At 74.0% G+C, this 24,005-nt stretch carries 26 protein-coding genes; 13 read left to right on the plus strand and 13 right to left on the minus strand.

Features of this window, described 5'->3' with window-relative positions:
* Nucleotides 1-158: 158 nt before the first annotated feature.
* The gene (locus FH609_RS27815; RefSeq protein ID WP_139674177.1) at nt 159-425 is read right to left on the minus strand and encodes a sensor histidine kinase; all 267 of its coding nucleotides are present in this window, start codon (nt 423-425) and stop codon (nt 159-161) included.
* 276 nt (nt 426-701) lie between these two features.
* Between FH609_RS27815 and FH609_RS27820 the strand changes: the two genes are divergently transcribed.
* The 4 genes from FH609_RS27820 (at nt 702) to FH609_RS31975 (ending at nt 2,658) form a co-directional block, all read left to right on the plus strand.
* Nucleotides 702-1,046 (plus strand): hypothetical protein, encoded by a 345-nt coding sequence (locus FH609_RS27820; protein WP_139674174.1) that lies wholly within the window; start codon nt 702-704, stop codon nt 1,044-1,046.
* Between the two features lie 408 nt (nt 1,047-1,454).
* Nucleotides 1,455-1,595 carry a hypothetical protein gene (locus FH609_RS31285; protein WP_193318095.1) on the plus strand — a complete coding sequence of 47 codons (141 nt, stop codon included), beginning with the start codon at nt 1,455-1,457 and terminating at the stop codon, nt 1,593-1,595.
* On the plus strand, nt 1,592-2,134 hold the full coding sequence (locus tag FH609_RS31970) for a hypothetical protein (protein ID WP_226962018.1): 543 nt from the start codon (nt 1,592-1,594) through the stop codon (nt 2,132-2,134). The genes FH609_RS31285 and FH609_RS31970 overlap by 4 nt, the downstream gene beginning before the upstream one ends.
* Before the next feature lie 11 nt (nt 2,135-2,145).
* Nucleotides 2,146-2,658, plus strand: coding sequence for a tyrosine-type recombinase/integrase (locus FH609_RS31975; RefSeq protein WP_264372979.1), 513 nt, complete (start codon nt 2,146-2,148; stop codon nt 2,656-2,658).
* Between the two features lie 394 nt (nt 2,659-3,052).
* Here FH609_RS31975 and FH609_RS27830 read toward each other — a convergent pair whose 3' ends face one another.
* On the minus strand, nt 3,053-4,741 hold the full coding sequence (locus FH609_RS27830; protein ID WP_139674171.1) for a DUF885 domain-containing protein: 1,689 nt from the start codon (nt 4,739-4,741) through the stop codon (nt 3,053-3,055).
* 167 nt (nt 4,742-4,908) lie between these two features.
* Nucleotides 4,909-5,550 (minus strand): TetR/AcrR family transcriptional regulator C-terminal domain-containing protein, encoded by a 642-nt coding sequence (locus FH609_RS27835; RefSeq protein ID WP_139674168.1) that lies wholly within the window; start codon nt 5,548-5,550, stop codon nt 4,909-4,911.
* A gap of 71 nt (nt 5,551-5,621) precedes the next feature.
* On the opposite strand from FH609_RS27835, the gene FH609_RS27840 reads away from it, so the two are divergent.
* Complete coding sequence (locus FH609_RS27840) at nt 5,622-6,566, plus strand: zinc-binding alcohol dehydrogenase family protein (protein WP_226962005.1); 945 nt, start codon at nt 5,622-5,624, stop codon at nt 6,564-6,566.
* Between the two features lie 82 nt (nt 6,567-6,648).
* On the opposite strand, the gene FH609_RS27845 is transcribed toward FH609_RS27840, so the two are convergent.
* On the minus strand, nt 6,649-7,113 hold the full coding sequence (locus FH609_RS27845; RefSeq protein WP_139674165.1) for a GNAT family N-acetyltransferase: 465 nt from the start codon (nt 7,111-7,113) through the stop codon (nt 6,649-6,651).
* 318 nt (nt 7,114-7,431) lie between these two features.
* Between FH609_RS27845 and sigJ the strand changes: the two genes are divergently transcribed.
* Together sigJ and FH609_RS27855 are read left to right on the plus strand one after the other, a co-directional pair.
* A complete protein-coding gene (gene sigJ / locus FH609_RS27850; RefSeq protein WP_139674161.1) occupies nt 7,432-8,322 on the plus strand; it encodes an RNA polymerase sigma factor SigJ in 891 nt (296 codons plus the stop codon).
* A gap of 128 nt (nt 8,323-8,450) precedes the next feature.
* Nucleotides 8,451-9,251, plus strand: a complete 801-nt coding sequence (locus tag FH609_RS27855; RefSeq protein WP_139674158.1) for a hypothetical protein — start codon at nt 8,451-8,453, stop codon at nt 9,249-9,251.
* A 94-nt stretch (nt 9,252-9,345) separates the two neighbouring features.
* On the opposite strand, the gene FH609_RS27860 is transcribed toward FH609_RS27855, so the two are convergent.
* Nucleotides 9,346-10,161: an SDR family oxidoreductase gene (locus FH609_RS27860; protein WP_139674156.1), complete on the minus strand. Its 816-nt coding sequence runs from the start codon at nt 10,159-10,161 to the stop codon at nt 9,346-9,348.
* Nucleotides 10,162-10,355: 194 nt separating this feature from the next.
* Between FH609_RS27860 and FH609_RS27865 the strand changes: the two genes are divergently transcribed.
* Entirely contained in the window at nt 10,356-11,096 is a 741-nt protein-coding gene (locus FH609_RS27865; protein ID WP_226962006.1) for a GntR family transcriptional regulator, read from the plus strand.
* 81 nt (nt 11,097-11,177) lie between these two features.
* Here FH609_RS27865 and FH609_RS27870 read toward each other — a convergent pair whose 3' ends face one another.
* From FH609_RS27870 to FH609_RS27895, 6 genes are all read right to left on the minus strand, one after another.
* The gene (locus FH609_RS27870) at nt 11,178-12,362 is read right to left on the minus strand and encodes an ROK family protein (RefSeq protein WP_139674199.1); all 1,185 of its coding nucleotides are present in this window, start codon (nt 12,360-12,362) and stop codon (nt 11,178-11,180) included.
* A gap of 76 nt (nt 12,363-12,438) precedes the next feature.
* Nucleotides 12,439-13,869 (minus strand): adenylosuccinate lyase, encoded by a 1,431-nt coding sequence (gene purB, locus FH609_RS27875; RefSeq protein WP_139674154.1) that lies wholly within the window; start codon nt 13,867-13,869, stop codon nt 12,439-12,441.
* Between the two features lie 11 nt (nt 13,870-13,880).
* The gene (locus FH609_RS27880; RefSeq protein WP_139674152.1) at nt 13,881-14,663 is read right to left on the minus strand and encodes an SGNH/GDSL hydrolase family protein; all 783 of its coding nucleotides are present in this window, start codon (nt 14,661-14,663) and stop codon (nt 13,881-13,883) included.
* Between the two features lie 40 nt (nt 14,664-14,703).
* On the minus strand, nt 14,704-15,117 hold the full coding sequence (locus tag FH609_RS27885; RefSeq protein ID WP_139674150.1) for a DUF2752 domain-containing protein: 414 nt from the start codon (nt 15,115-15,117) through the stop codon (nt 14,704-14,706).
* Nucleotides 15,118-15,131: 14 nt separating this feature from the next.
* Entirely contained in the window at nt 15,132-15,551 is a 420-nt protein-coding gene (locus FH609_RS27890; RefSeq protein ID WP_139674148.1) for a TM2 domain-containing protein, read from the minus strand.
* A 122-nt stretch (nt 15,552-15,673) separates the two neighbouring features.
* A complete protein-coding gene (locus FH609_RS27895; RefSeq protein WP_139674146.1) occupies nt 15,674-16,168 on the minus strand; it encodes a DUF5709 domain-containing protein in 495 nt (164 codons plus the stop codon).
* A 144-nt stretch (nt 16,169-16,312) separates the two neighbouring features.
* Here FH609_RS27895 and FH609_RS31290 point away from each other — a divergent pair, with 144 nt between their 5' ends.
* Nucleotides 16,313-16,465: a hypothetical protein gene (locus tag FH609_RS31290; RefSeq protein ID WP_193318094.1), complete on the plus strand. Its 153-nt coding sequence runs from the start codon at nt 16,313-16,315 to the stop codon at nt 16,463-16,465.
* Nucleotides 16,466-16,485: 20 nt separating this feature from the next.
* Here the strand turns inward: FH609_RS31290 and FH609_RS27900 are convergent, their stop codons facing one another.
* A complete protein-coding gene (locus tag FH609_RS27900; RefSeq protein ID WP_139674144.1) occupies nt 16,486-17,829 on the minus strand; it encodes a PP2C family protein-serine/threonine phosphatase in 1,344 nt (447 codons plus the stop codon).
* A 459-nt stretch (nt 17,830-18,288) separates the two neighbouring features.
* Here FH609_RS27900 and FH609_RS27905 point away from each other — a divergent pair, with 459 nt between their 5' ends.
* A complete protein-coding gene (locus tag FH609_RS27905) occupies nt 18,289-19,092 on the plus strand; it encodes a family 16 glycosylhydrolase (protein ID WP_139674142.1) in 804 nt (267 codons plus the stop codon).
* A 90-nt stretch (nt 19,093-19,182) separates the two neighbouring features.
* Here the strand turns inward: FH609_RS27905 and FH609_RS27910 are convergent, their stop codons facing one another.
* Entirely contained in the window at nt 19,183-20,577 is a 1,395-nt protein-coding gene (locus FH609_RS27910) for a glycoside hydrolase family 28 protein (RefSeq protein ID WP_193318093.1), read from the minus strand.
* A 204-nt stretch (nt 20,578-20,781) separates the two neighbouring features.
* Here FH609_RS27910 and FH609_RS27915 point away from each other — a divergent pair, with 204 nt between their 5' ends.
* From FH609_RS27915 to FH609_RS27925, 3 genes are read left to right on the plus strand one after another with little or no spacing between them, the layout of a single operon-like run.
* On the plus strand, nt 20,782-22,074 hold the full coding sequence (locus FH609_RS27915) for an ABC transporter substrate-binding protein (RefSeq protein ID WP_139674138.1): 1,293 nt from the start codon (nt 20,782-20,784) through the stop codon (nt 22,072-22,074).
* A gap of 57 nt (nt 22,075-22,131) precedes the next feature.
* Nucleotides 22,132-23,061 (plus strand): carbohydrate ABC transporter permease, encoded by a 930-nt coding sequence (locus FH609_RS27920; RefSeq protein WP_139674135.1) that lies wholly within the window; start codon nt 22,132-22,134, stop codon nt 23,059-23,061.
* Nucleotides 23,062-23,078: 17 nt separating this feature from the next.
* Nucleotides 23,079-23,963 carry a carbohydrate ABC transporter permease gene (locus FH609_RS27925; RefSeq protein ID WP_139674132.1) on the plus strand — a complete coding sequence of 295 codons (885 nt, stop codon included), beginning with the start codon at nt 23,079-23,081 and terminating at the stop codon, nt 23,961-23,963.
* Nucleotides 23,964-24,005: the final 42 nt, after the last annotated feature.

The following is a 24,005-nucleotide window of genomic DNA, read 5'->3' on the forward strand; positions in this document are numbered from 1 at the left end:
TCCGCGACGGAACCTTCTACGAACCCCGGACACCGAAGGACATCAAACTCGCCGCATAACCCCAGCAACACCAAACCACCCCAAACCCGACAGAGACGCCTTGACGAACGACATAGAGGCACCCCCCGGCCCGTGCCGCCGCAGCGTTGAGCCGGGCTTCAGGTCGGCAGCTCCGCTGTGATGACGGTGGGCCCGCCGGGCGGGCTGTGGACGGTGAGGTGCCCGTCGATGGCGGCGACCCTGCGGGCGAGGCCGAGCAGCCCGCCGCCGGCCGGGTCGGCTCCGCCGTGCCCGTCGTCGGCGACCCGCAGGCCCGGCCCTCCCCCCGCCGGGGAGGTGACGGTCACGGCGACGGAGGTGGCGCCCGCGTGCTTGACGGCGTTGGTGACCGACTCGCAGACCACGAAGTAGGCGGCGATGGCCACCGCCTGGGAGGGGGCGCGCTCCGGGCGGCAGTCGAGTGTGACGGGCAGCGGGCAGCGTTCGGCGACGGTCTCCAGCGCCGCTTCGAGTCCGGCCTCGTCCAGGACCGTGGGGTAGGCCCTGGAGTCCTAGCTCAGACACCAGCCGCAAGGTAGGTCGCGGGTAGCCGGCCGAGCCCCGTTTCCTCGGCCTGAGCACCGTCGTTGGTCTGATCGAGTGATCGAGGCCAAAAGGAGAAAGCGGGGCCGTGGTTCCAGCAGCTGGTCAGCGACGTTCGCGTGCAGGGATTCTGGCGCACGGTATCCATCCGCGCCTGTGACCGGATCGCCCGATGGGCGCAGGCCGGCGCCGCTGACCCGCGAGTCCTGCCGAGCGCCGAGGCCCTGATGAAGCTCAGCGGAGCGTCCATCGCGTACAGCAACCCCACGTCCAGCGGACTGCCGGTGACGGCCGAGGCCGCACTCGCCGAGCTGCGGCAGCTGCGCAGCAAACTGGCGGCCGCCGCCGGCGCTCGCTCGACGCGTCCCACCGCGCCGACTCGCGGCGCGGCCGCCGCCGAGCAACCCGCCCACCTGCGACGCGCCGGCGTCGAGCCGCACCCCGCCCCTCGGCCCCGCCGTTAGCCGGGGCCCTCATGGGTTGAGCGACTCCAGCAGGTCGGGGGTGTCGATGTAGTACAACTGCCCCTCCTCGTCTGCGACTAGATCAGCCTCGCTGAGGGGGGATCTCGCCGGAGGGGTCCCTCTCCTTATCCGATGTCATCAACGCGGCCACACCGGGCAGTTGACCGACTGCCGGACCAACCCACCGAAAGGGCACCCCGTGACCGACTACCGCACCATCCACGACCTCCAGAACGCCGGGCAGCGCGTCCTGGGCGACCTCCTCACCGAGAGCTACCACAAGGGGCTGCCGCCCCTGACCTGGACGCTGTCCGCCACCGGCGCCCTCACCGGCGAGGCCCGCGCCCTCGACCCCGCTCCGACTGCCGCGCGGCCGCCGCCGCGTGGACGCGCCACCTGGGCGCCACCATGGTCGAGACCCGTCATGACGGCCGGGCCAGCCTGTACGCCCCCTTCCAGCGCGGAACGGTGTACGGCGCGATCCGCGCCGAGATCTGGCCCTACCACGAGGACGAGGCACCGACCAGCGACGCGGCAGGGACCCGGTGACCGCCGACCTGGAGACGCCGGCGGCCGCCGGCGGGCGGGAGGCTCTGCTGGAGCGCTGGGCCGCCCGCCACGGCATCACCGCCGCCCAGCGCCTGGCCGACGCGGAGGACCTGGCGGACGCCGTCGCGGCCGAGATCACCCCCACCAACACCACCGCGACCTACGACAAGAGCTGGCGGGTGTGGGAGCGGTACTGCCAGGCGACTGGGATGCCGCCGCTGGCCGCCACCCGGGGCTCCCTGGTCGCCTATGTGACCTGGATGCTGCGCCAGGGCCGCACGGACGGGGCCGGCTACGCCCCCACCTCGGCCTCCACCCACCTGGCCGCCACCGTCGTCGGCCTACGCCAGCGCGGTGTCACCGTCGCCGGCGACGACCAGGCCGCCGCCCGCACCGCCCTGGAGGGACTGACGGTCCGCCTCCTCCAGTCCGGGGAGCGGCGCGGCCGCGGCAAGGCGACCGCCGCGACCCGCGGCGACCTCCGGCGTGTGGTAGGCGCCTGCCCCACACCCTGGCCGGGTACCGGGACCGGGCGCTGATCCTCACCTCTCTGCACTACGCCGCCCGCGCCTCCGAGCCCGCCGGCCTCCTGGTCAGCGACCTCACCCTCCACGAGCGCGGCCTGGTCGTCGACGTCGTCACCGGCAAGACCCGCCACTCGGTGGGCACCGCCCGCATCGTCCGCCAGGACGACCCCGACCTCTGCCCCGTGGTGGCCTGGGAGACCTACCGCACCCACCTCGCGGAGGAGGCCGACCTCCGCTGGAGCGCACCCGAGGCCCCCGCATGGGTCAGCATCGACCGCTGGGGCCACGTCACCGGCGGCATGACCCCCGACTCCATCACCCGCGCCATCCGCCGCGCCTCCACCCGAGCCGGCATCCGGATCGCCTGGACCGGCCACTCCCTGCGCATCGGCCACGCCACCCTCGCCCGCCAACGCGGCGTCGACACCACCCTCATCGCCGACCAAGGCGGCTGGGCCCGCCACTCCCGCGCCCTGGCCGGCTACATCCAACACGAAGACGGCTGGGAGACCACCAGCTCAGCTCATCTCACATAACCGGGAGGCCAACATGAGCCGTAGCAGGCAAGCCGCCGCCCTCGTCCGGCACCTGACCGGGACCACCAACACCACCGCTTCACCGACGAGGAACGGGTCGCCCCGGTGGCGACGCACCCGCTGCCCGCCCAGCGGCTTCAGCAGCGGCAATGCGCCACGCCACGGCCCGATGGCGCCTCTCGTTCGCAACGAGGGGGTCGGGGGTTCACATTCCCCCGTCAGGTTGCCAGTTGACCTCGCCACCCCGCCCCCCGTGTCCGACGGCCCCAGGCCGTCCGGACACCCAGGGCCGGCCCGGGCCCGGACACCGGCCCCGGCGCGGGCGCTCGGCGCCCGCGCCGTCCGCTGCGCGCCCGCGCGCCGAGCGCCCGCGCCCGCCGCCGACCAACACCCGTTACAGCACCGCCAGTTCCGCCTCCAGGTCGTCCAGGCCCAGCGAGCCCAGCGACAGCGCCGCCATGTGCCACCGCTTCGCGTCGAACTCCGCGCCCCTGGCGGCCTGCGCGGCCTGCGCGGCCTCCCGGCCGCGCAGCCAGGCGCGTTCGCCGAGCTTGTAGCCGATGGCCTGCCCCGGCGCGCCGAGGTAGCGGACCAGTTCGCTCGCGATGAACTCCGGCGGACGGCCGCTGTGCCGCTGGAAGAACGCCCCGCCCAGCTCCGGCGTCCAGCGCTCGCCCGGCCGGAACGGCGAGTCGTCGGGGATGCGCAGCTCCAGGTGCATCCCGATGTCGATGATCACCCGCACCGCCCGCATCATCTGACAGTCCAGATAGCCGAGCCTGGTCTCCGGCGAGGTCAGGAACCCCAACTCGTCCATCAGCCGCTCCGCGTACAGCGCCCAGCCCTCCATGTTGGCGCTGACCCCGCCCACCGCCGTCTGGTAGCGCGACAGCTGGTCGGCGACGTGCACCCACTGCGCCAGCTGGAGGTGGTGGCCCGGCACCCCCTCGTGGTACCAGGTGGAGACCAGGTCGTAGACGGGGAACTTCGTCTGCCCCATCGTCGGCAGCCAGGTGCGGCCCGGCCGGGAGAAGTCCATCGAGGGGCCGGTGTAGTAGGGCGCGGCCGCGCTTCCCGGCGGCGCGATCCTGGCCTCGACGCGCTTGATGCGGTCGGCCAGTTCGAAGTGCGTGCCGTCCAGCGCCTCGATCGCCTCGTCCATCAGGCGTTGCAGCCACGCGCGGACCTCGTCCACGCCCTCGACCACCGTGCCGTGCTGGTCGAGGTGGCGCAGCGCGGCCCACGGGTCGGCGCCCGGCAGGATCTTCTCGGCCTCCGTCACCATCTCCGCGCGTAGCCTGTGGAACTCCGACCAGCCGTAGGCGTACGCCTCGTCCAGGTCGAGGTCCGTCCCGTTCCAGTACCTGGCCCAGAGCGCGTACCGTTCGCGGCCGGCCACGTCGCTGGCCCCGGCCACCCGGGGCGCGTACTCCTCGCGCAGCCAGGTCCGCAGGCCGGCGACCGCGTCCGTCGCCTGCCGCGCCGACGCGTCCAGCTCCTCGCGCAGCGCCTCGGGTCCCGGCGCGACGAACTCCGCGAACCAGCCGCCCGGTTGGCTCAGCCACTCGTCCAGCCGCTCCAGGGTCTCCGTCACCTGCCGCGGCCCGGCCGGCAGTTCGCGCGCCAGCCCCTCGCGCAGCGACTCCCGGTACCCGTCGAACGCCGCGGGCACCGCCCGCAGCCGGGCCGCCACCGCCGACCAGTCGTCCTCGGTCTCGGCCGGCATGACGGGGAACACCGTCCGCACCGAGTGCGCGGGGGAGTAGAGGCTGCTCATCGCCCGCAGCGGCTCCCCGGCCTCGAACACCGCCAGCTGGGCGGTCAGCCGCTCCCGCAGCAGCCGGGCGCAGCGCCGCTCGACCGGCGCGTCCGCACCGGGCAGCTTCTCGGCGACGGCCAACTGGTCCAGGGTGCGCCGCGCCAACGCCGCCTCCGCCGCGAGCCCCCGGGGCGAGAAGTCGGGCAGCCGGCCCGAACTCGCGGGGTCGCCGAGGTAGGTGCCGGTGATGGGGTCGAGGGCGATCAACTCGTCGACATAGGCGTCGGCGAGCTGACGGGGAAGCGAGGTGGTCATGTCAGCCATGGGGCCATCCTGGTACGGGAGTCGGGGTTCGTCACCATCGTGCCCAGCGGCAGCCGGGTCACCCCCCGAACCCCCGCCGACCCTCCCCTCCTCCGCTACATCTCCCCGCACATCACGGCCCCCCCCGCCGGCAGGCGCGGCCCGCCGCGCCCAGCGCCGTGGCGGCTTCAGCGCCGCTCCGAACGCAGCCCGGCGACGCCGTCGAGGACCGCCTGGAGGAGGGCGTCGAAGCGGGTCTCGCCGTCCTCCGCGAACATCCGCCGCCCGGACGCGGTGACCAACGGGTGCTCGTCCGCGTCCACCCGCTCCTCGCGGTGTGCGAGCGTGTACCCGTCGTGCCCGGCCTGGCGGCGGGCCTGCTCCTCGATGCAGTGGCCCACGACGAAGGCCGTGAGGATGGCGAACGCGTCGGTCGCCGCCTCGGCGGTGAACCCCTGCTCGCCCAGCCAGGCCAGCAGGGGCTCCTGGCGGCGGAGCACCTCCGCGTCCGTGAGGTAGGTGCCGCTGAACACGCGCGCGCCGTCGCGGTGGGCGAGGAGCCCACGGCGTGCCGCCCACGCGTAGCCCGCGCAGACCTCGCGCCAGTCGGTGCGGGGGACGGCCGCCGCCTCGGCCGCGATCCCGCTCCAGACGCGCGTCCCCATCTCGTCGACCAGCGCCTGCTTGTCCCGCACGTGCCAGTACAGCGCGGGCGCCTTCACCCCGAGGCGCTCCGCGACCGCGCGCACGGTCAGCCCCTCGATTCCCGTCTCGTCGAGCACCGCCAACGCGGCGTCCACCATCGCGTCGCGGGTCAGTCCTTTGGCCACGATTGACAGTTTAACAGCGTTAAGGCAGACTCCGGGGCGTTGTGTTTAACGACGTTAAGGAGAGTGTTTCGATGAAGGCAGCGGTGATCAACGACGCGGGTGCGCCTCCCGTCCTCGCGGACTTCGCCGACCCTGAACCCGTCGAAGCGGAGTCGGCGTTGACGGTGCTGGCGGCCGGTCTCCACCCGCTCGTCCGCCGCCTGGCCTCGGGCGGCCACTACGGCAGCGCCGGCGTCTACCCGCTGGTTCCCGGGGTTGACTGCGTGGCCGTGGGCTCGGACGGGGCGCCGGTCTACGCCGGATTCATCCGTGCGCCCTGGGGGACGCTCGCCGAACGCGTCGCCGCGCGCATGGGAATCCCGCTGCCGGACGGCGCGGACCCCGTGCTGATCGCCGGCGGGCTCAACCCGGCGATGAGCGGCTGGCTGCCCCTCGCCCGGCGCCGGCGCGAGGTGGCGGCGCTCGGCACCGTGCTCGTCCTCGGCGCGACCGGCGTCGCGGGGCGGACGGCGGTGCAGGCCGCCCGCCTGCTCGGCGCCGACCGCGTCGTCGGCGTCGGCCGCGACCCGGACCGCCTGCGCGAGGTCGAACGCCTCGGCGGCGTGCCGGTGTCGTTCGATGAGGGACCCGAGGCGCTGGGTGCCGCGCTCGCCGGCACGGCGCCCTCGATCATCCTCGACTACGTCTGGGGTCCGCCCGCCGAGGCGGCCTGGGCCGCCCTGGCACGACGCGGACTCCACGACGACCCGGCGGACATCGTCCATGTGCAGATCGGCGCCGGCGCGGGCGAGTCAGCGGCCCTCCCCGCCGGGCTGCTCCGCAGCCGCCGCCTCCTGGTGCGTGGTTCGGGTGCGGGCTCCACCTCGCTCGATGCCATCGTGGCGGCGATGCCCGAGGTGATGCGCCGGCTCGCGGCCGGGGAGATCGTCGCGCCGGTGCGCGCGTTCCCGCTGTCGCGGATCGCGGACGCCTGGGCCTTCACCGGCCCCGAACGCGCCGTCGTCGTGCCGGACTGAACGCGCCGCCGGCCGTGCCCACCCCCCCGCCGGCAGGCGCGGCCCGCCGCGCCGCCGGCCGTGCCCAACGCCGTGGGTCGGCTTACCGCACCCCCCGCGACGGCAGCGGCGCCGACACCACCAGGGCGTCGTCGGCCTCGGGGTGCTCGGTCAACGGCAGCCCGGTGGCGCGCAGCGCGCCCAGCAGCTCGGCGTCGCCCGCCTGGGCGACCGCGTACAGGCCGGCCGAGTGCCGCGCCACCGCCAGCGCCACCAGCGCGCCCAGCAGCGCCCCGCCGACCCCGCGCCGCTGCCAGTCGTCCGCCACCAGCAGCGCCACCTCCGACTCCGGCCCGTCCCACAGCACATGGCCGAGTCCGACCAGCTGGCCGGTGCCCAGGTGTGCCGCGACGCTCGCCCCGTGCCGCCCGTTCAACAGGTGCCGCAGATAGTCGTCCGCCTCCCGCGCCCCGCCCGGGTACCGCTGCGCCAGGTTCCCCGGCGAACAACGGGCGTGCAGGTCGAGGGCCGCCGGCAGATCCGCCTCGCCGACCCGGCGCAGCCACACGCGCTTCCCACCGGCGAGCGTCGCTTCCGTCAGCGCCGTGCCGTGCCGTGTGGTTCCGGCATCCGGCGCCGACGCGGCGCGACCGCGTCCCGACGGGCACCCGTCGCCGCGCCCGGGCAGGCCCAGGCGAGCGAGGTGGAGCGTCGGTCGCGGAGTGTCCCACTTATCCATAACCGCACTGTCGTCCCTGGTTATTGCCTGGTCACGAACGAGCTGTGACCGACGGGTAAAGGACCATCACCTGCCGAAGTTCCGCCGGCCGCCGCCCTACGGGGACCCGGCCGCACGGCCGGCCGCCGGGCCTGGTGGGATGGGGGCGTGGCTGACGACGTGCTGCTGGAGACCTACCAGGCGCACCGAGCGCTGCTGTTCGGTGTGGCCTACCGGATGCTGGGCCGGGTCGCCGACGCCGAGGACGTGGTCCAGGACGCCTGGCCGCGCTGGTCGGCCGCCGACCGCAGCGAGGTGCGCGACCCCCGCGCCTACCTGGTGCGGATCGTCACCCGGCTGGCCATCGACCGGCTGCGGGAGCATGCCACCCGCCGCGAGACCTACGTCGGCCCCTGGCTGCCCGAGCCGCTGCCGACCGACGCGGTCGCCCCGGCGGCCACCGCGCCCGACGGCGCCGACCGCGCGCTGCTCGCCGACACCGTCTCCTACGCGGTGCTGCTGCTGATGGAGTCGCTCTCCCCGCTGGAACGCGCGGTGTTCGTGCTGCGGGAGGCGTTCGGCCTGGGCTACCCGGAGATCGCCGAGGCCCTCGGGCGCGACCAGCCCGCCGTCCGGCAACTCGCCGTCCGGGCCCGCCGCCACATGGCCGAGCGCCGCCCCCGTTACCCGGTGGACGCCCGCGACCAGCGCGCCCTCACCGAACGCTTCCTGGCCGCCGCCCTCCACGGCGACATGGCCGCGCTGCTGGACACGCTGGCCGCCGACGTCACCCTGGTCGCCGACAGCGGCGGCCACGCGAAGGCGCCGCGCCGGACCATCGAGGGCGTGGACAAGGTCAGCCGCTTCCTGGAAGCCGTCGGGCCCGACGCCCCGGCCGGCCTGGTCGCCGAGTTCACCGTGCTCAACGGCGCCCCGGGCGTCTACGTCCACGGGCCCGAAGGGCCCTACGCCGCCATGCTGTTGGAGTTCGAGGACGGGCTGGTGCGGCGGATCTACCTGGTCAACAACCCGGGCAAGCTGGGCCACCTGGCCGGCTGACCGGCCCGCTCGCGGCGGCGCCGAACGGCCCGCCGGCGGCGGCGTGGTCGCCCCGGGCGTCCGGGCCGGGCACAATGGCCGGGGGCCGACCGGCCGGGGGGCCGACCGGGGGCCGACCAGGGGGCATCATGACGGGTCAACAGCTGCCGGAGCGTCCCGGAAGGGGCGACCGCCCCGCGCCGTCGTCGAGCGGCCGGCTGCCCGCGCCGCGCGCTGCGGACGCCGACCCGGCACGGCTGCCGGCGCCCGCCGAGCCGGCCGCGCCGATCCACCAACCCGGCGGCTTCCCCACCGGCGGCTCCGCGCCCAACCGGAGCCGGTGCTGGGACATGCTCGGCCCCAGGACCCGGGAGCGGCTCGCCGAGAAGGCCGGCACCGTGCTCGCCTGGTGGGCCTGGCTCGACCCCGGCGAGGAGCGGCCAACGGCCACCGCCTTCGGGCCGCTGGGGCTGTGCAGGGCCGCCCCGACGACGCGGCACGGCCGCCCCGTCTACCTGGTGGAACGCCTCAGGCTTGACGCCGAGGCCCTGGTGAACGAGACCTTCACGGTCGACGGCTCCGCGCGCCGCTCCCGGGGCGTCGCCCGGTTCCGCCGCCACGCATGGGACGCGTCGCCCCCGCCCGTCCGGCCCCCGACGACGCTGGACCTCCATCCCCGGCAGCTGGGCGTGCTGGGCAACTACCCGGCCGAGGTGCAGGAGTTCCTGCAACGCCCGTTCCTGGGCGACGACCGGGACGTGGCCGCCGACTACTACTACGAGGAGTCACGCGACTTCACCGGCCAGCGCCTCTACACCATCTTCTGCCTCTCCGCCGACCGGACCGTGACCCTGGCCACCGGCACCCGCACGCTGCCCAGGGGCAGGTCGGAGGAGCGGGCGAAGTGGGAGGTCGAGTGCTACCGCGTGCCTGTCCTGCGCGGATCGTGAACGGGAGACGGCAACGGGAGACGGCGACGCGGCGCCCAACGCCCGCCGCCCGCCCGGCGGTTGACCCCGACCGGAACGCGCGCCCGGCCTCGGGTCACAGCCCGCCGGAGACCCGCAGCACCGCGCCCGTCGTGTAGCTCGCGTCCGGCGACAGCAGCCAGGCCACCGCGCCGGCCACCTCCTCCGGCCGCCCCGGCCGGCCCTGCGGGATGACGCTCGCCGCCTTGCGCCAGGGCCGCTCCGCGTCGCCCATCGCCGCGTGCATCTCAGTCAGGATCATCCCCGGCTGCACCGAGTTGACCCGCACGCCCTCCGCCGCCAGCTCCTTGGACAGGCCCACGGTCATCGCGTCCAGGGCCGCCTTGCTCGCCGCGTAGTGCACGTACTCGCCCGGGCTGCCCAGCGTCGCGGCGGCCGACGAGACGTTGACGATCGCCCCGCCCGCGCCGCCGTGCCGGGTGGACATGGCGAGCGCGGCGCGCCGGGCGCACCACAGCGCGCCCAGCACGTTGACCTCCGTCACCCGGCGGATCACCTCGGTCGGCGTCTCGGTGATCCGCCCGAGCCGGCCGGTGATCGCCGCGTTGTTGACCAGCCCGGTCACCGGGCCCAACTCCTCGGCCGCCGTCGCGAAGAGCCGCTCCACGTCGGCCTCCTCGCTCACCTCGCCCGCCACCACCACGGCCCGGCGGCCGGCGGCCCGCACCCGTTCGGCGACCGCCTCGGCCGCCTCGACGTCGCGGCGGCAGCCGATCGCCACGTCGTGCCCCTCCTCCGCCAGCCGCGCCGCGACGGCCGCGCCGATGCCCCGGCCGCCGCCGGTCACCACGGTCACGGGCGAGGCGACGGGAGAGGCCACGGGAGAAGCCACGGGGGAGGGGCGCGGGGGCGTGGGTCGTTCGTTCGTCATGGCTGGCGAGCCTACGCGGCGGCCCGGTCCCGGCCGTTCACCTGGTCCCGAGGGACTTGGTCTTGACCAAGGTGCCGGGTGACCCTAGGGTCCAGATACGCAACAACCTTTCATAATCACCGCATCACCGCTTTTCGCGACACCGGCGCGGCGTTCGCGCGGGCCGGGCGGCCGTGGGCGGCAGGGAGGCGAGGGTGGGGACCATCACGCGACGGACGGCGTCCCGGCGGGGCACGCCGCCGGCCGAGCCCAAGTACTGGCAGCTGAAGACCGCGTTGACCGACGCCCTGGACGCCGAGTTCAGCGTCGGGCAGGTGCTGCCCGACGAACGCACCCTGGCCGCCAGGTTCGGCGTGGCCAGGGCCACCCTCCGACAGGCCCTGGACCAGCTGGAGTTGGAGGGCCGCCTCCAGCGCCGGCGCGGCGTGGGCACCACGGTCGCGCCGCCGCGCGTCGGGGTCGACGTCAGCCCGGCGCGGCAGACCTGGCCGGGCGCCGAGGACGACCCGTGGTCGGTGGACGGCTTCGCCGTGGCGGGCGCGCCGCCCGTGGTGGCGCACGCGCTGGGCGTGCCGCGCGGCACGGCGCTGCCGGTGGTCAGCCGCGCGCTGGTCGCCGGCGGACAGCCGGTCGCCGTCGAACGCCTCTACGCGCTGCCGAGCCCCGAGCCGGCCGACGGCGTCGCCGACGCGGACGAGGCGCTCGCCGCGCTGCGCCGGCAGCCGCTCGAAGGGCAGGACCGCTCCGTCGAGTTGGGCTCGGCCGACGCCGAGCAGGCTGCCGCGCTGGACCGCCTCCCCGGCTCCCCGGTGCTGCTGGTCACCACCCGCTACAGCGCGGCCGGCCGGATCGCGGCCGTCTCCCTGGCCACCTACCGGGCCGACACCTGCCGCCTCACCTTCGGCGACCAGCCGCTGGCGCTGACCGCGAGCTGACCCCGACCGCGAGCCGACGGCCGGACCCGTCGGGCGCCGCGCCGGCGCGGCGCCCGACGGCGAAGCCGCCCGACGGCCCCGTCAGTCCGGCACCTCGGCCACCGTGAACAGCTCCGCCTCCAGGTGGTCCAGGGCCAGCCGCACCGCCCCGGTGGCGACCGCCCCGCCGCCCAGCGCCGAGGCGACGACCCGGGGCGCGCGCAGGCAGTAGCGCTCCAGCTCCCGGTGCAGCGGCTCCACCACCTGGTCCAGGCCGGCGGCCCAGCCGCCGACCACCACCAGCTCCGGGTCCAACGCCAGCACCAGCGCCGCCACATCGTGCGTCAGCCGCTCCACCAGCCGGGCCACCGCCTCCCCGGCGCGCGGGTCGCCGGCCCGCGCCGCCGCCAGCACCCGCGTGACCGCCCGCTCGTCGAGCGGGTCGATCGGCGTGCCCGAGGTCGCCAACAGCCGCTCCGGGGTGGCCTGCCGGCCCAGCAGGTGCAGCGCGCCGATCTCCCCGGCCGCCCCGCCGTGCCCCCGGTGCAGCCGGCCGCCGATCAGCGAGCCGGCGCCCGGGCTCAACCCGGCCAGCACCATCACCACATCGTCACAGCCGGCCGCCGCGCCCACCCAACGCTCGCCCAGCACCGCCGCGTTGGCGTCGTTCTCCACCAGCACCGGCGCGCCGAACAGCTCCCGCAGCCGCTCGCCCAGCGGCAGCCCGGTCCACCCAGGCAGCGCCGTGCACAGCGCCACCGAGCCGTCCTGCCCGACGATGCCGGGGGTTCCCACGCCCACCGCGCGCGGCGCCGGGGCGCCCTGCCCGGCCTCGCCCAGCAGCGCCCGCGCCGCCTGCTCGATCCGCGCCAGCCGCTCCTCGGCCGACGCCTCGGGCGGCACCCCCCGGCTCGCCTCCCCCAGGCGCCGCCCGGCCAGGTCCGCCAGCACCGCCGAGATCCGCCGCGCCCCGACCTCGACGCCCAGCAGCCGCCCGGCCTCGGCCCGGAACCGGAAGCGGCGCGCCGGTCGCCCCAGCCGCCGCGCCCCCGCCGCATCGGCGGCCGTGCTCTGGGCGGCCCTCGTCTCGGCGGCCTTCGTCTCGACGACCAGGCCCGCCCGCGCCAGCCCGTCCAGCACCCCCTCGACGGTGGGTCGGGACAGGCCGGTGGTGCGGGCCAGATCCGTCAGCGAGCAGCCGCGCCCGGCGGCGCGCAGCGCGCGCAGCACCGCCGCCTGGTTGATCTTGCGCAGCAACGAGGGGTCGCCGCCCATGAGTTGACCCACCCGCGCCTCCCGCTCGACCGACGTCGCGCCACCCAACCACCGACCGTGCCGGACCGGGGCCCGGGGCCGTTCGGCGTCAGAGGATCGCGCCGGGCGCGTAGCCGGCGGCCTCCGGGTAGCGCTTGACGACCTCGTCGACCCGCGCCACCACGGCCGCCACCTGGCCGCTCGCGGCGCCCGTGAAGGAGAGCCGGTCGGCCATCAGCTCCGCCAGCCCGGCCCGGTCCAGCGGAATCCGCTCGTCCCCGGCCAGCCGGTCCAACAGCTCGTTGTGCTCCGCACCCTCCCGCATTCGCAGCGCCGACGCCACCGCGTGCTCCTTGATCACCTCGTGCGCGGTCTCCCGCCCGACGCCCGCCCGCACCGCCGCCATCAGCACCTTGGTGGTGGCCAGGAACGGCAGGTACCGGTCCAGCTCCCGCGCGACCACCGGCGGGAACGCGCCGAACTCGTCGAGCACCGTGAGCATCGTCTCCGCCAGCCCGTCGAAGGCGAAGAACGCGTCCGGCAGCGCCACCCGGCGCACCACCGAGCACGAGACGTCGCCCTCGTTCCACTGGTCGCCGGCCAGCTCGCCGGTCATCGAGGCATAGCCGCGCAGCACCACGGCCAGCCCGTTGACCCGCTCGCAGGAGCGGGTGTTCATCTTGTGCGGCATCGCCGACGAGCCGACCTGCCCCGGCTGGAAGCCCTCCGTCACCAGCTCCTGCCCGGCCATCAGCCGGATCGTCTTGGCCAACGAGGAGGGCGCGGCGGCCAGTTGCACCAGCGCCGTGACCACCTCGAAGTCCAGGGAGCGCGGATAGACCTGGCCGACCGAGCCGAAGACCTGCGTGAAGCCCAGATGCCCCGCGACCCGCCCCTCCAGCTCCGCCAGCCGCCGCTCGTCCCCGCCCAGCAGGTCCAGCATGTCCTGCGAGGTGCCGACCGGGCCCTTCACGCCGCGCAGCGGGTAGCGGGCCAGCAGCTCCTCCAGCCGGCCGAACGCCACCAGCAGCTCGTCGGCGGCCGTCGCGAACCGCTTGCCCAGCGTCGTGGCCTGCGCCGGCACGTTGTGGGAACGCCCCGCCATCACCAACTCGGCGTGCTCGGCGGCCAGTCGGCCCAGCCGGGCCAGCAGCGCCACCGCCCGGTCCCGCACCAGCTCCAGCGACAGGCGCTGCTGCAACTGCTCGACGTTCTCCGTCAGGTCGCGCGAGGTCATGCCCTTGTGCACCTGCTCGTGCCCGGCGAGCGCGTTGAACTCCTCGATCCGCGCCTTCACGTCGTGCCGGGTGACCCGCTCGCGCTCCGCGATGGACGCCAGGTCCACCCGCTCCAGCACCCGCCGGTAGTCCTCCACCGCCTCGGCCGGCACGTCCACGCCCAGGTCGGAGAGGGCGGTCAGCACCGCCAGCCACAGCCGGCGCTCCAACACGATCTTGTACTCGGGGGACCAGAGCCTGGCCAGCTCCACCGAGGCGTAGCGGCCGGCGAGGACGTTCGGAATGCGCGGCTTGTCAGTCACAGGGACGGATTCTACGGGCCCTTCTCCCAGGCCACGGGAGCCAGGTCGGGCCGCTTGGCCAGCCGGCCGTCGCCCGAGGAACGGCCGGTCAGGCGGCGTCCGATCCACGGCAGCAGATGCCGCCTGGCGAACTGGAGGTCCGCCGCCCGCCGCGCGTACCAGCGCCCCGGCGCGGTGGCCGGCAGCGGCTCGTCCCAGTCGAACGAGGGCGCCCCGCCGAGCCGTTGCCACACCGCCTCGGCCGTGCGCCGGTGGCCCTCGCTGGTCAGATGGAGCCGGTCGTCGGCCCACAGCCTCGGGTCGCCCAGCGCCCGGGACGCGTAGAGGTCGACGACGAGCGCGCCGTGCCGCTCGGCGATCTCGTCGATCGCGGCGAACAGCGCCTCCATCCGGCCCCGGTACCGCTCCAGCACCGGGCCCTGCCGGCCCGGGCTGCGCATCAGCACCAACTGCCGGCAGTTGGGCGCCAGTCGGGCCGCCGAACGGTCCAGCAGGCCGACGACGGCGTCCAGGTCGCAGCGCGGCCGCAGCACGTCGTTGAGCCCGCCGACCAGCGTGATCAGGTCCGCGCCCATGGTCGCCGCGACCGGCACCTGATCCTCGGCGATCTGCCGCATCAGCTTGCCGCGCACGGCGAGGTTGGCGTAGCGGAAGTCCTGGACCTCCGCGCCGATCCGGCCGGCCAACAGGTCGGCCCAGCCCCGGTAGTTCCCGTCGGGCAGGGCGTCGGACATGCCCTCGGTGAACGAGTCGCCCAGGGCGACAAAACTGCGGAAGTCTGCGATGTCGTGCATGGCGAGCCCATGCTAGCGAGTACGGAAGCCCGCCCCGCGATCACCCCACGAGGTTGCGGAGCACGGCCCACACCAGCGCGACGCCCAGCACCACGGCGGTCGCCGCCGCCGAGAACCGGGGCCGGTACCGCTCGCCCCGCACCCCGGCGGCCAGCCAGCGACCGGCGAGGAACAGGCCCAACGGGACCCCGACCGTCAGCAGCACGGGGTTGGCGGCGAAGGCGCCCGGCAGGTCGAGATGGAGCAGGTCGTAGGACATCCGGGTCCCGCCGCAGGCCGGGCAGAGCAGCCCGGTGGCCCAGTTGACCGGGCAGCGCGGCAGCGCCTGGCCGCCCGCGTAGGGGTCGGTGTGCCACAGGTAGACGGCGCCCGCCAGGCCGGCGCCGAGCAGGGCGAGCGGTGGCGCGACGGGATGTGTTCGTATCCCGCGCGCCACCGCGCCGGTCCGCCGCACGCGGTCCACGGTCCTCAGCTCTTCAGCACCCGGCCGTCGCCGTCGGTGCGGTCGTCCTTGACCAGGAAGAGGATGCCGTCGATCAGCGACCAGATGCCGAGACCGCCGCAGGTCAGCAGCTGGGCGACGGCCATGCCGGCGTGACCGGTGTACCACCGGCCGGCGCCCAGGCCGCCCAGCAGGATCTGGAGCACACCGGCGACGATCTTGGACTTGTGCGAGTAGGGACGGCCGTAGGGGTCGTACCCGTAGGGCGCGCTCGGGTCCGGGGCGTACCCCGGCTGGGCGCCGTAGCCGCCACCCTGCGGGTAGCCGTAACCGGGCGGGGTCGACGCCGGCTGCTGGCCGGGGTAGCCGTAGCCGGGCTGCTGGCCCGGCTGCCCGGGAGGGGGCTGCTGCGGGTTGGGCTGCTGGTAGGGATTCTGGTCGGACATGTCCCCCCTGAGGACGAGGAGCGGTTGTGTGGTTTGGGAACGACCGACGCCGTGGGACGACGCGGCCAGGCGACATACTGCCAAACAACCGGATCATCGTGGAACGCGCCGGGGGCGTCCTCTCACTCCCCAGACTCCTGAAGCGGGCCCTCCGGTTCCGTGAGGTGCACGGCGGCCTCCTCGGCGCTGGCCGCGCCGCCGTCGATCCCGGCGTCCTCGGCGGCCACCGGGTCGGGCCTGAGCGTCGACTCGTCGGTCGCCCGCACCAGCCGGCCGGCGCGCTCGTCGCCCACCGCGCCCTCCTCCACGGTCTCGGGCAGCGGCTCGCCCTCCTCGCCTGGCAGGTCCCCGATGCCGTCGCCGGCCGGCGGCCGCACGTCCGGGGTCTCCTGGGCCAGCCGCTCGTCCAACGAGGCGCCCTCCCGCTGGCCACGCGCCGTGGTGCCCGGGTCGTTGACCGCCCTGGGCTTCTCGGGCGGCGAGTAGCCCTCGTCGAGGGTGGCGTCCGCGTCGTATCCGTCGAGGCTGTTCTCCAGGTCCAGCTCGTAGGGGTCGTCCCTGGTCTCCGACTCGGTCGGCTGGTAGACCTCGTCGCCCATCGCGGCGTCGTCCGTCATCTCCAGCCCTCCCTTCTGCTCCGCTCCGGCTTCCCCGGGCCCGCCGGAACAAAACGCCCGACCGGTGACGAAGGGGGCGGCGGCGGGTGTCCTTCGGCCACGCGTAAGCCACGTTTCAGGAGTGCGCCTCTTACTGCCTCCGCCGTGTCGCGCGCCCTCGACGCCGGCGCGCACACCGGCGTGCCGGGCGCCACCACCGAGGGGCGCGCCCTCTACCGTGCCGTCGGCTGGGCGGAGCGCGCCCCGTTGACCGGCTTCATCCACCGCCTCGACGGGCCCCGCCCGTCCGGGAGTTGACGCGGCGCCTTCGGGCGCCGTCAGGTGCGGTCGCCGTCGGCCGCCGGGACGCGGAGCGCCAGGATGGCGATGTCGTCGGCCACCTCGCCGGCCCGCTCCGCCACCAGGGCCTCGCACAACTCCTCCAACGAGTCGCCCACATGCGCGTCGGCGACCCGCGCCAGCGCCCGCATCCCGTGGTCGAGCGGCCGGTCGGGCTCCTCGATCAGCCCGTCGGTGTAGAGCACCAGCACGCTGCCCGCCGGCAGCCGCTCCCGGTGCTCGGGCCGCGACACCGCGACGTCCACGCCCAGCGGCACCCCCGGGTCCCCCTCCAGGAAACGCGGCGGCAGCCCCGGCGCCAGCAGCAGCGGCGGCGGATGGCCCGCGTTGCTCCACCGCACCGACCAGTCGCCCCCGTCCGGTTCGAGGCGCGCCAGCCACGCCGTGGTGAACTCGCTCTCGCCGAGCGTGTGCAGGATGCGGTCCAGCTGGCCGAGCACCCCGGCCGGCGCGGTGTCGCCGCTCAGCCCCAGCGCCCGCAGCATGTTCCTGACCTGCGCCATCCTGGCCGCCGCCCGGGTGTCGTGCCCGACGACGTCGCCGATCACCGCCACGCACGAGCCGTCCGGCAGCCGCAGCGCGTCGTACCAGTCGCCGCCCAGATGGCCCGGCTCGTTCGCCGGCCGGTAGATCGTGGCCGCCTCCAGCGGCCGCAGGTCCATCAGCGTCGGCAGCAGCATCCGCTGGAACGTCTCCGCGCTGCCGCGCACCCGCTGGTAGAGCCTGGCGTGCTCGATCGCCACCCCGGCCGTGCCGGCCAGCGCCCGGATCACGCCCTCGTTGTGCTCGTCGAAGGGCCGCCCGTCGCGCCGTTCGGAGAGGTAGATGTTGCCGTAGATCCGCTCCCGCACCCGGATCGCCACCCCCAGCAGGGTCCGCATCGGCGGATGCCCCGGCGGGTAGCCGGCCGACTCCGGGTGCTCGGAGATCTCCGCCACCCGCAGCGGCTCCGGATGGTGGATCAGATGTCCTAACAAGCCCCGCCCACGCGGAAGTTCGACGCCGGACAGGTTCTCCAGCTCCCGCGCGCTCAGCCCCAGCGGGATGAACTCGGACAGCTCGTCGCCCTCCTCGTCCAGCACGCCGAGCGCCCCGTACCGCGCGCCGACCAGGTCCATCGCGGTGCTGACGATCCGGCGCAGCACCGCCGGCAGCTCCAGCTCGCTGCTGATGCCCAGCACCGCGTCGAGCAGGCCCTGGAGGCTGCCCTGCGCGCGGGCCAGGGCGTGCAGCTGCTCGCTGATCCGGTCCAGGTCGGAGGAGAGCGGCAGGTCGAGCAGGGAGGTGTAGGGGATCTCCGGTTGCTCGCGCTGCTGCGCCATGGCTTCTCTCCGTCGGGCGGCCGTTCCAGGACTCCTGGATACGCGGTCCTCGGTGGGCGGGGAAGGCGACAGGGCCGCTCGGGCCGCCGCCCACCCGGTCGGCGCACAGCGAACGGCCCTCCGGGGCCGCGAGCACCGTCGCGCTCGCCGCGTTCCCGGAACCGCTGCCGCCCGGGGACGGGTGAGCGGCCACCGCCCCCGCCCGCGTCCATGGCTCCGGCTTCTCCGCGGAGACCCGCGCCGGGTCCCCTGGCTGGCGCCGAACGGATCAAGTCCCCTTCGTCCGGGGCTCGTTGGCGCCCGACGGCCGGCGTCCTGATCGCTGTCGATCGAGGGTGATCGGTTCGTTCGCGGGTCGTTGACCCGGTATCGGGCCGGCGGGATGGTGGGCGCGGCGGCCCGTTCCGGGGCTGGCCGGCGCCGCCGCCCCCCACACCCACGGACGAAGGGTTGAGCACGGTGACGCACACACGACGAAGGTTCCTGCTGGCCGGTGGAGCCGGCCTCGCCGGCGCGGCGGTCGGCTTCGCCCGCCCGGCGGCGGCCGCCACCTGGGAGACGGTGATCAGCGACTCGTTCACCGACTACGCGACGCTGGAGGCCAACTGGAACTACCTCTACCCCTGGGGCTCCGACCACAACGGCACCGCCCGCATGTACGGGAGCGCCAGCGACCACAACCACATCTCCCTCGACGGCGGAACGCTCACCCTCAGGGCGACCCGCATCAACTGGGACGAGGGCAACAGCTCCGCCGACCCCCATCTGCCGATCCGCTACCACTCGGGCGCGGTGCACGCCCGCCAACACGTGGTGGTCAGCGACCAGTTCCCGCAGTGGGAGGTCAAGGGCCGGTTCCAGGCGCCCTCCGCGTCCGGCACCTGGCCGGCGTTCTGGCTGACCGGCGTCAACAGCTGGCCGCCGGAGAGCGACATCCTGGAGTTCAAGGGCGACGCCCGCAACTGGTTCAACACCTACAAGAACGCCGAGGGCGGCTGGTCCAACACCATCGTCAACGTGTCGAGCCCCGGCTCCTGGCACGGTTACCGCGCCTGGATCAACAAGGTCAACGCGACCGACGTGGACATCCACTACTACCTGGACGACACCTGGGTCGGGCAGCACCGGGGCGCGAACTTCGTCAACCAGCCCCTGTGGATCATCATCAACCTCCAGATGGAGGGCTCCTCCGGCTCCTCCGGCCCGACCACGGACACCCTCTACCACGCGCGCGACATCTACGTCGGCCGCTCCCGCGCCTGAGCGAGGGGTTCCCGGGCGGGAACGCCCACCGGCGGCGGCTCCCCGCCGGCCGCCGCCGGTGTGACCCCGAGGGCCCGGGGCGGGCGCGGGTCAGGCGATGACCACCGGCTCCTGACCCCGCTCCGGGTGCGCGGCCTCGCCCCGGAAGTCGCGGTTGGTCAGGCCCTGGCAGTTCTCCGCGTACAGCGCGTGCCGGCCGTCCTCGGGACGCTTGGCCCAGACCACCTCGCAGTCGCGCAACTGCACGCGGCTCGCGTTCTCCAGGTGGAAGGCGTCGGTCGGCATCTTCGGGAAGTCCTCGGCGCGGCGCGGCCGGAAGTCGCCGTGGCCGCCCTCCCACCGGCTCCAGCGGTCGATCTCCACCCGCACGCCCTCCAGCACGATGTCCTCGATGGCGCCGGGCTGCTGGGCGTAGACGAGGACGCCGTTCTCCGAGCGACACAGCACGTTGCGCACCCGCACGTTGCGGATGGTCCCGCAGCGGTCCCGCCACGGCACGGCCATGATCGCGATCGGCTCGCCCCGGCCCCACCAGCCCTCGTGGAAGAAGCGGGTCTCGATCACGATGTCGCTGAAGAGGACGTTCTCGATGTCGCCACCCTCCGCCAGCCGGACGGCGATGCCCCGGGCGCTGCTGCGGACCACGCAGGAGGAGAAGACCACGTTGCGGATCGGAGTCTGCGCCTCGACGCCCAGGATCAGCGCGCTGGACGTGGTGGTGATGGTGCAGCCGGTGACCGTGACGTCCTCGCAGACCCGCTCCTCGTCGGTGGCCTCGCGGGTGTGCTCCAGGCAGGTCTTCAGGCAGATCGCGTCGTCGCCGGCGACGATGTCACAGTCGCTGATCCGCACCCGGCGGCAGCAGTCGAGGTCGATGGCGTCGCTGTTGGGCGTCTTGAGGTCGTTGTGGATGCGGATGCCATGGATCAGCACGTCGTCGCAGAGCGACAGCCGCAGCGTCCACACCGCGCCGTCCACGATGGAGACGTCGCGGAAGGTCACGTTGCGGCAGTCGCGGAAGTACACGGTGAACGGGCGGCGCTCGTCCATGGTGTAGATGTAGCCGTTGTCCGACAGCACGAAGTGCCGGCCGGCGCCGTCGATGGTGCCCGCGCCGGTGACCGCGATGTTCTCCGCGCCCTCGGCGTTCAGCAGCACCGTGGTCGGGGTCTTGCCCCACTGGGTGTTGCCGTCGTTGAGCACCACGCCGCCGAAGTGGATCGAGTAGTCGGCGAAGTCGGGGCTGCCGGCCAGGGTCGCGCCGTGCTCGATGTGCAGCTCGACGTGCGAGCGCAGCGTCACGGTCCCGGTGCGGAAGGTGTGCCCGCCCGGCAGGACCACCCGCCCCCCGCCGGCCTGGGCACAGGCGTCGATCGCGGCCTGAACGGCGGCGGTGTCGTTGGTGGTGCCGTCGCCCACGGCGCCGTATTCGATGACGTTGTACATGTGGTGGAGGCTCTCCTGGAGTTGGGATGGCCGGGCCACGGTGGGTTTCCAGCCAGGAGCGGGCAGAGCGCCTTCGGCTCGCCTCAAGCGTCCACAGGTATACCGTTCCACCAAAGGGTCACGCAAGGGTATGCGCGGCTCGGAACCGTTGATCACCTGGCGTTTCTTTTCGGACATTGACGGCTTCGGGGGTGCTCTCTATGATCCGCTAAACCGTTCCACCAGCGAGAAGAAGAGGTGTCCATGCGCCGTAGAACCATGCTCGCGGGTGCGGTTTCGGCCGCTCTCGCCCCGGCGTTGACCTCCTGTGGCGCGCTCGACCCGGGCAATGACGACCCCGACACCCTGGTCGTGCACAACATGTTCACCGCGGGCGGGGCGGACTCCGAGGTCTATGACACCGTCTGCGACACGTTCGAGCGGGAGAACCCGGGCAGCCGGGTCAAGAACCTGGTCTCCGGCGGCACCGACCTGATCAACGTCTACGAGACGGCGCGGCTGGCCGGCAAGGAGGCCGACGTCGTCATGGTCAACCTCGCCGAGAAGTCGCTGTCCTGGACGGAACTCGGGGCCACCGTCCCCGTCACCCGCTACCTCGACGACTGGGGCCTGGCCGGCCGGATCATCCCGCAGGCGCTCACCGAGTGGACCGACTCCCGGGGCCGCGTGATGGGCTTCCCCTGGTCCGGCTTCACCTGGCCGGTCGCCTTCAACACCGCGCTGCTGGAGGCCGCCGGCGTCGGCGACATCCCGCGCACCGTCGACGAGATGCTCGCCGCGACCGAGGCCGTGCGCTCCGCCGGAGCCAAGGGCCTGGTCACCATCGGCGGCAACGACTGGTCGGGCCAGAAGCTGCTGATGCAGGTCATGCAGGCCTACCTCCAGCCGGCCGACGCCGAGCGCCTGTTCCGGGAGGCCGGCTTCGCCGACGATCCCGACGCGCTGCGCGGCCTGGCGCACTTCGTCGAACTCCGCGACGCCGGTGTCTTCTTCGACGGCGCCCAGGGCCTCAACGCCGACTCCATGAACACCGACTTCTACAGCGGCCGGGCGCCCATGGCCTCGCTGATCTCCGGCACCCTGGCCAGCGTGCCGCCGGAGGTCGTCGAGGTCACCGAGCTGGGCGGCTGGCCGGTGCCGGCCGACAGCGTCTACGACCGGCCGACCGCCCTGCGCGGCTACACCTCGACCGGCATCTGGATCAGCCCCAACGGGGAGAAGAAGATCCGCCTCGTCGAGCGCTTCGTCAGGCACTTCTACAGCGAGGAGACCACCGCGCGCTTCGTCCGCGACGCCGGCCAGGTGACGGCCCTGACGGACACCGTCGACAGCCCCGACTACCCGCTGATCGCCGAGTCCGTGCTGCTCTCCGAGGAGAGCGGCGGCGAGAGCGAGGTCGCCTGGGCCGTGCTGCCCGACCTGTTCGTGCCGGCGGCCGTCTCCCAGCCGCTGATCCGCGCGACCAGCGTGGCGTTCACCCCCGGCAACAGCGCCGAGTCCATCGCGCGGGCGCTGGACACGGCCTACCGGAGCTGACGGCTCCCACCCCGGCCCGCCCACCCGGGCCCGTTCAAGCGGAAAGGCACAACGACGGTGCACCCCACCCCAACCACCCCACCGACCGCGCCGGCGGCCACCGGCCGTCGGGTGCGCAGAACGCGACGCGAGGGTTCCCCGGTCACGCTGCTGGCCGTGCCGGCCCTGGTCTGGTACCTGCTGTTCACGCTGGGCCCGCTGCTGGCCATGTTCTACATCAGCGGCCTGAGTTGGCCCGGAATGCTGGCGCCGCGCTCGTGGGCGGGCTGGGAGAACTTCCGCGTGGTGCTGGACGACCCGCTGTTCTGGCAGGCGGTGCGCAACAGCGCCATCCAGATCGGCGTCGTGCTGCCGGTGATGATCGTCACCGCGTTCATGGTCGGCTACTACCTGACGCTGAAGCCGCGCGGCCACCGGCTGCTGCGGGTGGTGCTCTTCACGCCGGCGCTGATCTCCGCGTCCGCCAAGGCGATGATGGCCTACAGCGTGCTGGCGCCGAACGGGATGCTCAACGGGCTGCTGGACACCGTCGGCCTGGGCTCCCTCGGCCGCGCCTGGCTCGCGGACACCGACACCGCGCTGGCCTGCATCATGGCCATCGACCTGTGGAACGGCATCGGCTTCACCGCCGTCCTCTTCGCCGCCCGGCTGGGCAGCGTCCCCGGGGAGATCTACGAGGCGGCCGAGTTGGACGGCTCGGGCCACTGGCGGCGGATGTGGCGAATCGCCTTCCCCGTCACCAAGGACTACGTGGGCGTCACCACCATGCTCCAGTTCCTGTGGATTCTCTTCTCCTCGGCGCAGAACGTGCTGCTGCTCACCCAGGGCGGCCCGGGGAACGCCACCACCAACCTCTCCTTCCTCGTCTACAACAAGGCGTTCGTCCAGTCCGATCTCGGCTACAGCCAGGCCGCCGGCGTGCTGCTCTTCGTCGTCGGGCTCGTCGGAATGCTCGCCATCCGCCGTCTGCTGCGCCAGAACTACTGACCGCCCAGGGAGCCGACATGTCCACCACCAAGCAGGCAACCCGCGCTCCGCGTGGCGGCGCCCGACGCTCCGGCCGCACCGGCCGGCTGCTGTGGGGCGTCAGCCACGGCCTGGTCTGGCTCTACGCCCTGGCCCTGGTGCTGCCCCTGTACTACCTGGTGATCTCCTCGTTCAAGAAGACCACCGACATCTTCGACTCGCCGCTGACGCCGCCCGTCGACCCGGTCTGGCACTACTTCGAGGACGCCATCCGCTACGCCCGCCTCGACCTGGCGCTGGTCAACTCGGCACTGGTCACCGGCGCCGCGCTGGTGCTGACGCTGCTGCTCGCGCTGCCCGCCTCGTTCGCGCTGGCCCGCAGCCGGGGGCGGCTGTCCACGCTGCTGGAGCGGATCTTCGCCATGGGCTTCCTGGTGCCGACCTTCGCGGCGCTGGTGCCGACCTTCCTGATGGCGGCCTACACCGGGCTCTTCCACACCAGGACGTTCCTCATCCTGCTGCTGCCCGCCGGCGCGCTGCCGCTGTCGGTGGTGCTGCTGACCCAGTTCATGCGGACCGTGCCGCCGGAGCTGGAGGAGAGCGCCCGGGTGGACGGCGCCGGCACCTGGACCGTGCTGTGGCGGGTCTTCGTCCCGCTGAGTATGCCGGGCATCGCGACGGTGCTGCTGCTCAACTTCTTGAACTTCTGGAACGAGTACCTCTACTCGCTGGTCATCATCGGTCCGGACACCTCGCAGCGCACCATCCAGGTCGCGCTGCCCACGCTCCAGGCCAACCAGGCCACCGAGTACGGCGTTCTGATGGCGGGCACCGCCGTCACCCTGATCCCGGTCTATATCGTGTACATCGTGCTCCAGCGCAGAATGGAGCAGGCACTGATCAGCGGCGCGGTCAAGATGTGACCCGGCCCCACACAAGGAGATCAGGACATCACTCGCGACCAG

It is taken from the genome of Streptomyces sp. 3MP-14 (genome assembly GCF_006334905.2).
In the GTDB taxonomy this organism is placed as follows: Bacteria; Actinomycetota; Actinomycetes; order Streptomycetales; family Streptomycetaceae; genus Streptomyces; species Streptomyces triticirhizae.

What these genes read in the sequence shown, in the direction of transcription:
- FH609_RS27855 (WP_139674158.1), top strand. Translation starts at nt 8,451, where the DNA reads ATGACGGGTCAACAGCTGCCGGAGCGTCCCGGAAGGGGCGACCGCCCC.
- FH609_RS27890 (WP_139674148.1), bottom strand. Translation starts at nt 15,551, where the DNA reads ATGTCCGACCAGAATCCCTACCAGCAGCCCAACCCGCAGCAGCCCCCT.
- FH609_RS31285 (WP_193318095.1), top strand. Translation starts at nt 1,455, where the DNA reads ATGGTCGAGACCCGTCATGACGGCCGGGCCAGCCTGTACGCCCCCTTC.
- FH609_RS27830 (WP_139674171.1), bottom strand. Translation starts at nt 4,741, where the DNA reads ATGGCTGACATGACCACCTCGCTTCCCCGTCAGCTCGCCGACGCCTAT.
- FH609_RS27915 (WP_139674138.1), top strand. Translation starts at nt 20,782, where the DNA reads ATGCGCCGTAGAACCATGCTCGCGGGTGCGGTTTCGGCCGCTCTCGCC.
- FH609_RS27895 (WP_139674146.1), bottom strand. Translation starts at nt 16,168, where the DNA reads ATGACGGACGACGCCGCGATGGGCGACGAGGTCTACCAGCCGACCGAG.
- FH609_RS27880 (WP_139674152.1), bottom strand. Translation starts at nt 14,663, where the DNA reads ATGCACGACATCGCAGACTTCCGCAGTTTTGTCGCCCTGGGCGACTCG.
- FH609_RS27840 (WP_226962005.1), top strand. Translation starts at nt 5,622, where the DNA reads ATGAAGGCAGCGGTGATCAACGACGCGGGTGCGCCTCCCGTCCTCGCG.
- FH609_RS27860 (WP_139674156.1), bottom strand. Translation starts at nt 10,161, where the DNA reads ATGACGAACGAACGACCCACGCCCCCGCGCCCCTCCCCCGTGGCTTCT.
- FH609_RS27925 (WP_139674132.1), top strand. Translation starts at nt 23,079, where the DNA reads ATGTCCACCACCAAGCAGGCAACCCGCGCTCCGCGTGGCGGCGCCCGA.
- FH609_RS27900 (WP_139674144.1), bottom strand. Translation starts at nt 17,829, where the DNA reads ATGGCGCAGCAGCGCGAGCAACCGGAGATCCCCTACACCTCCCTGCTC.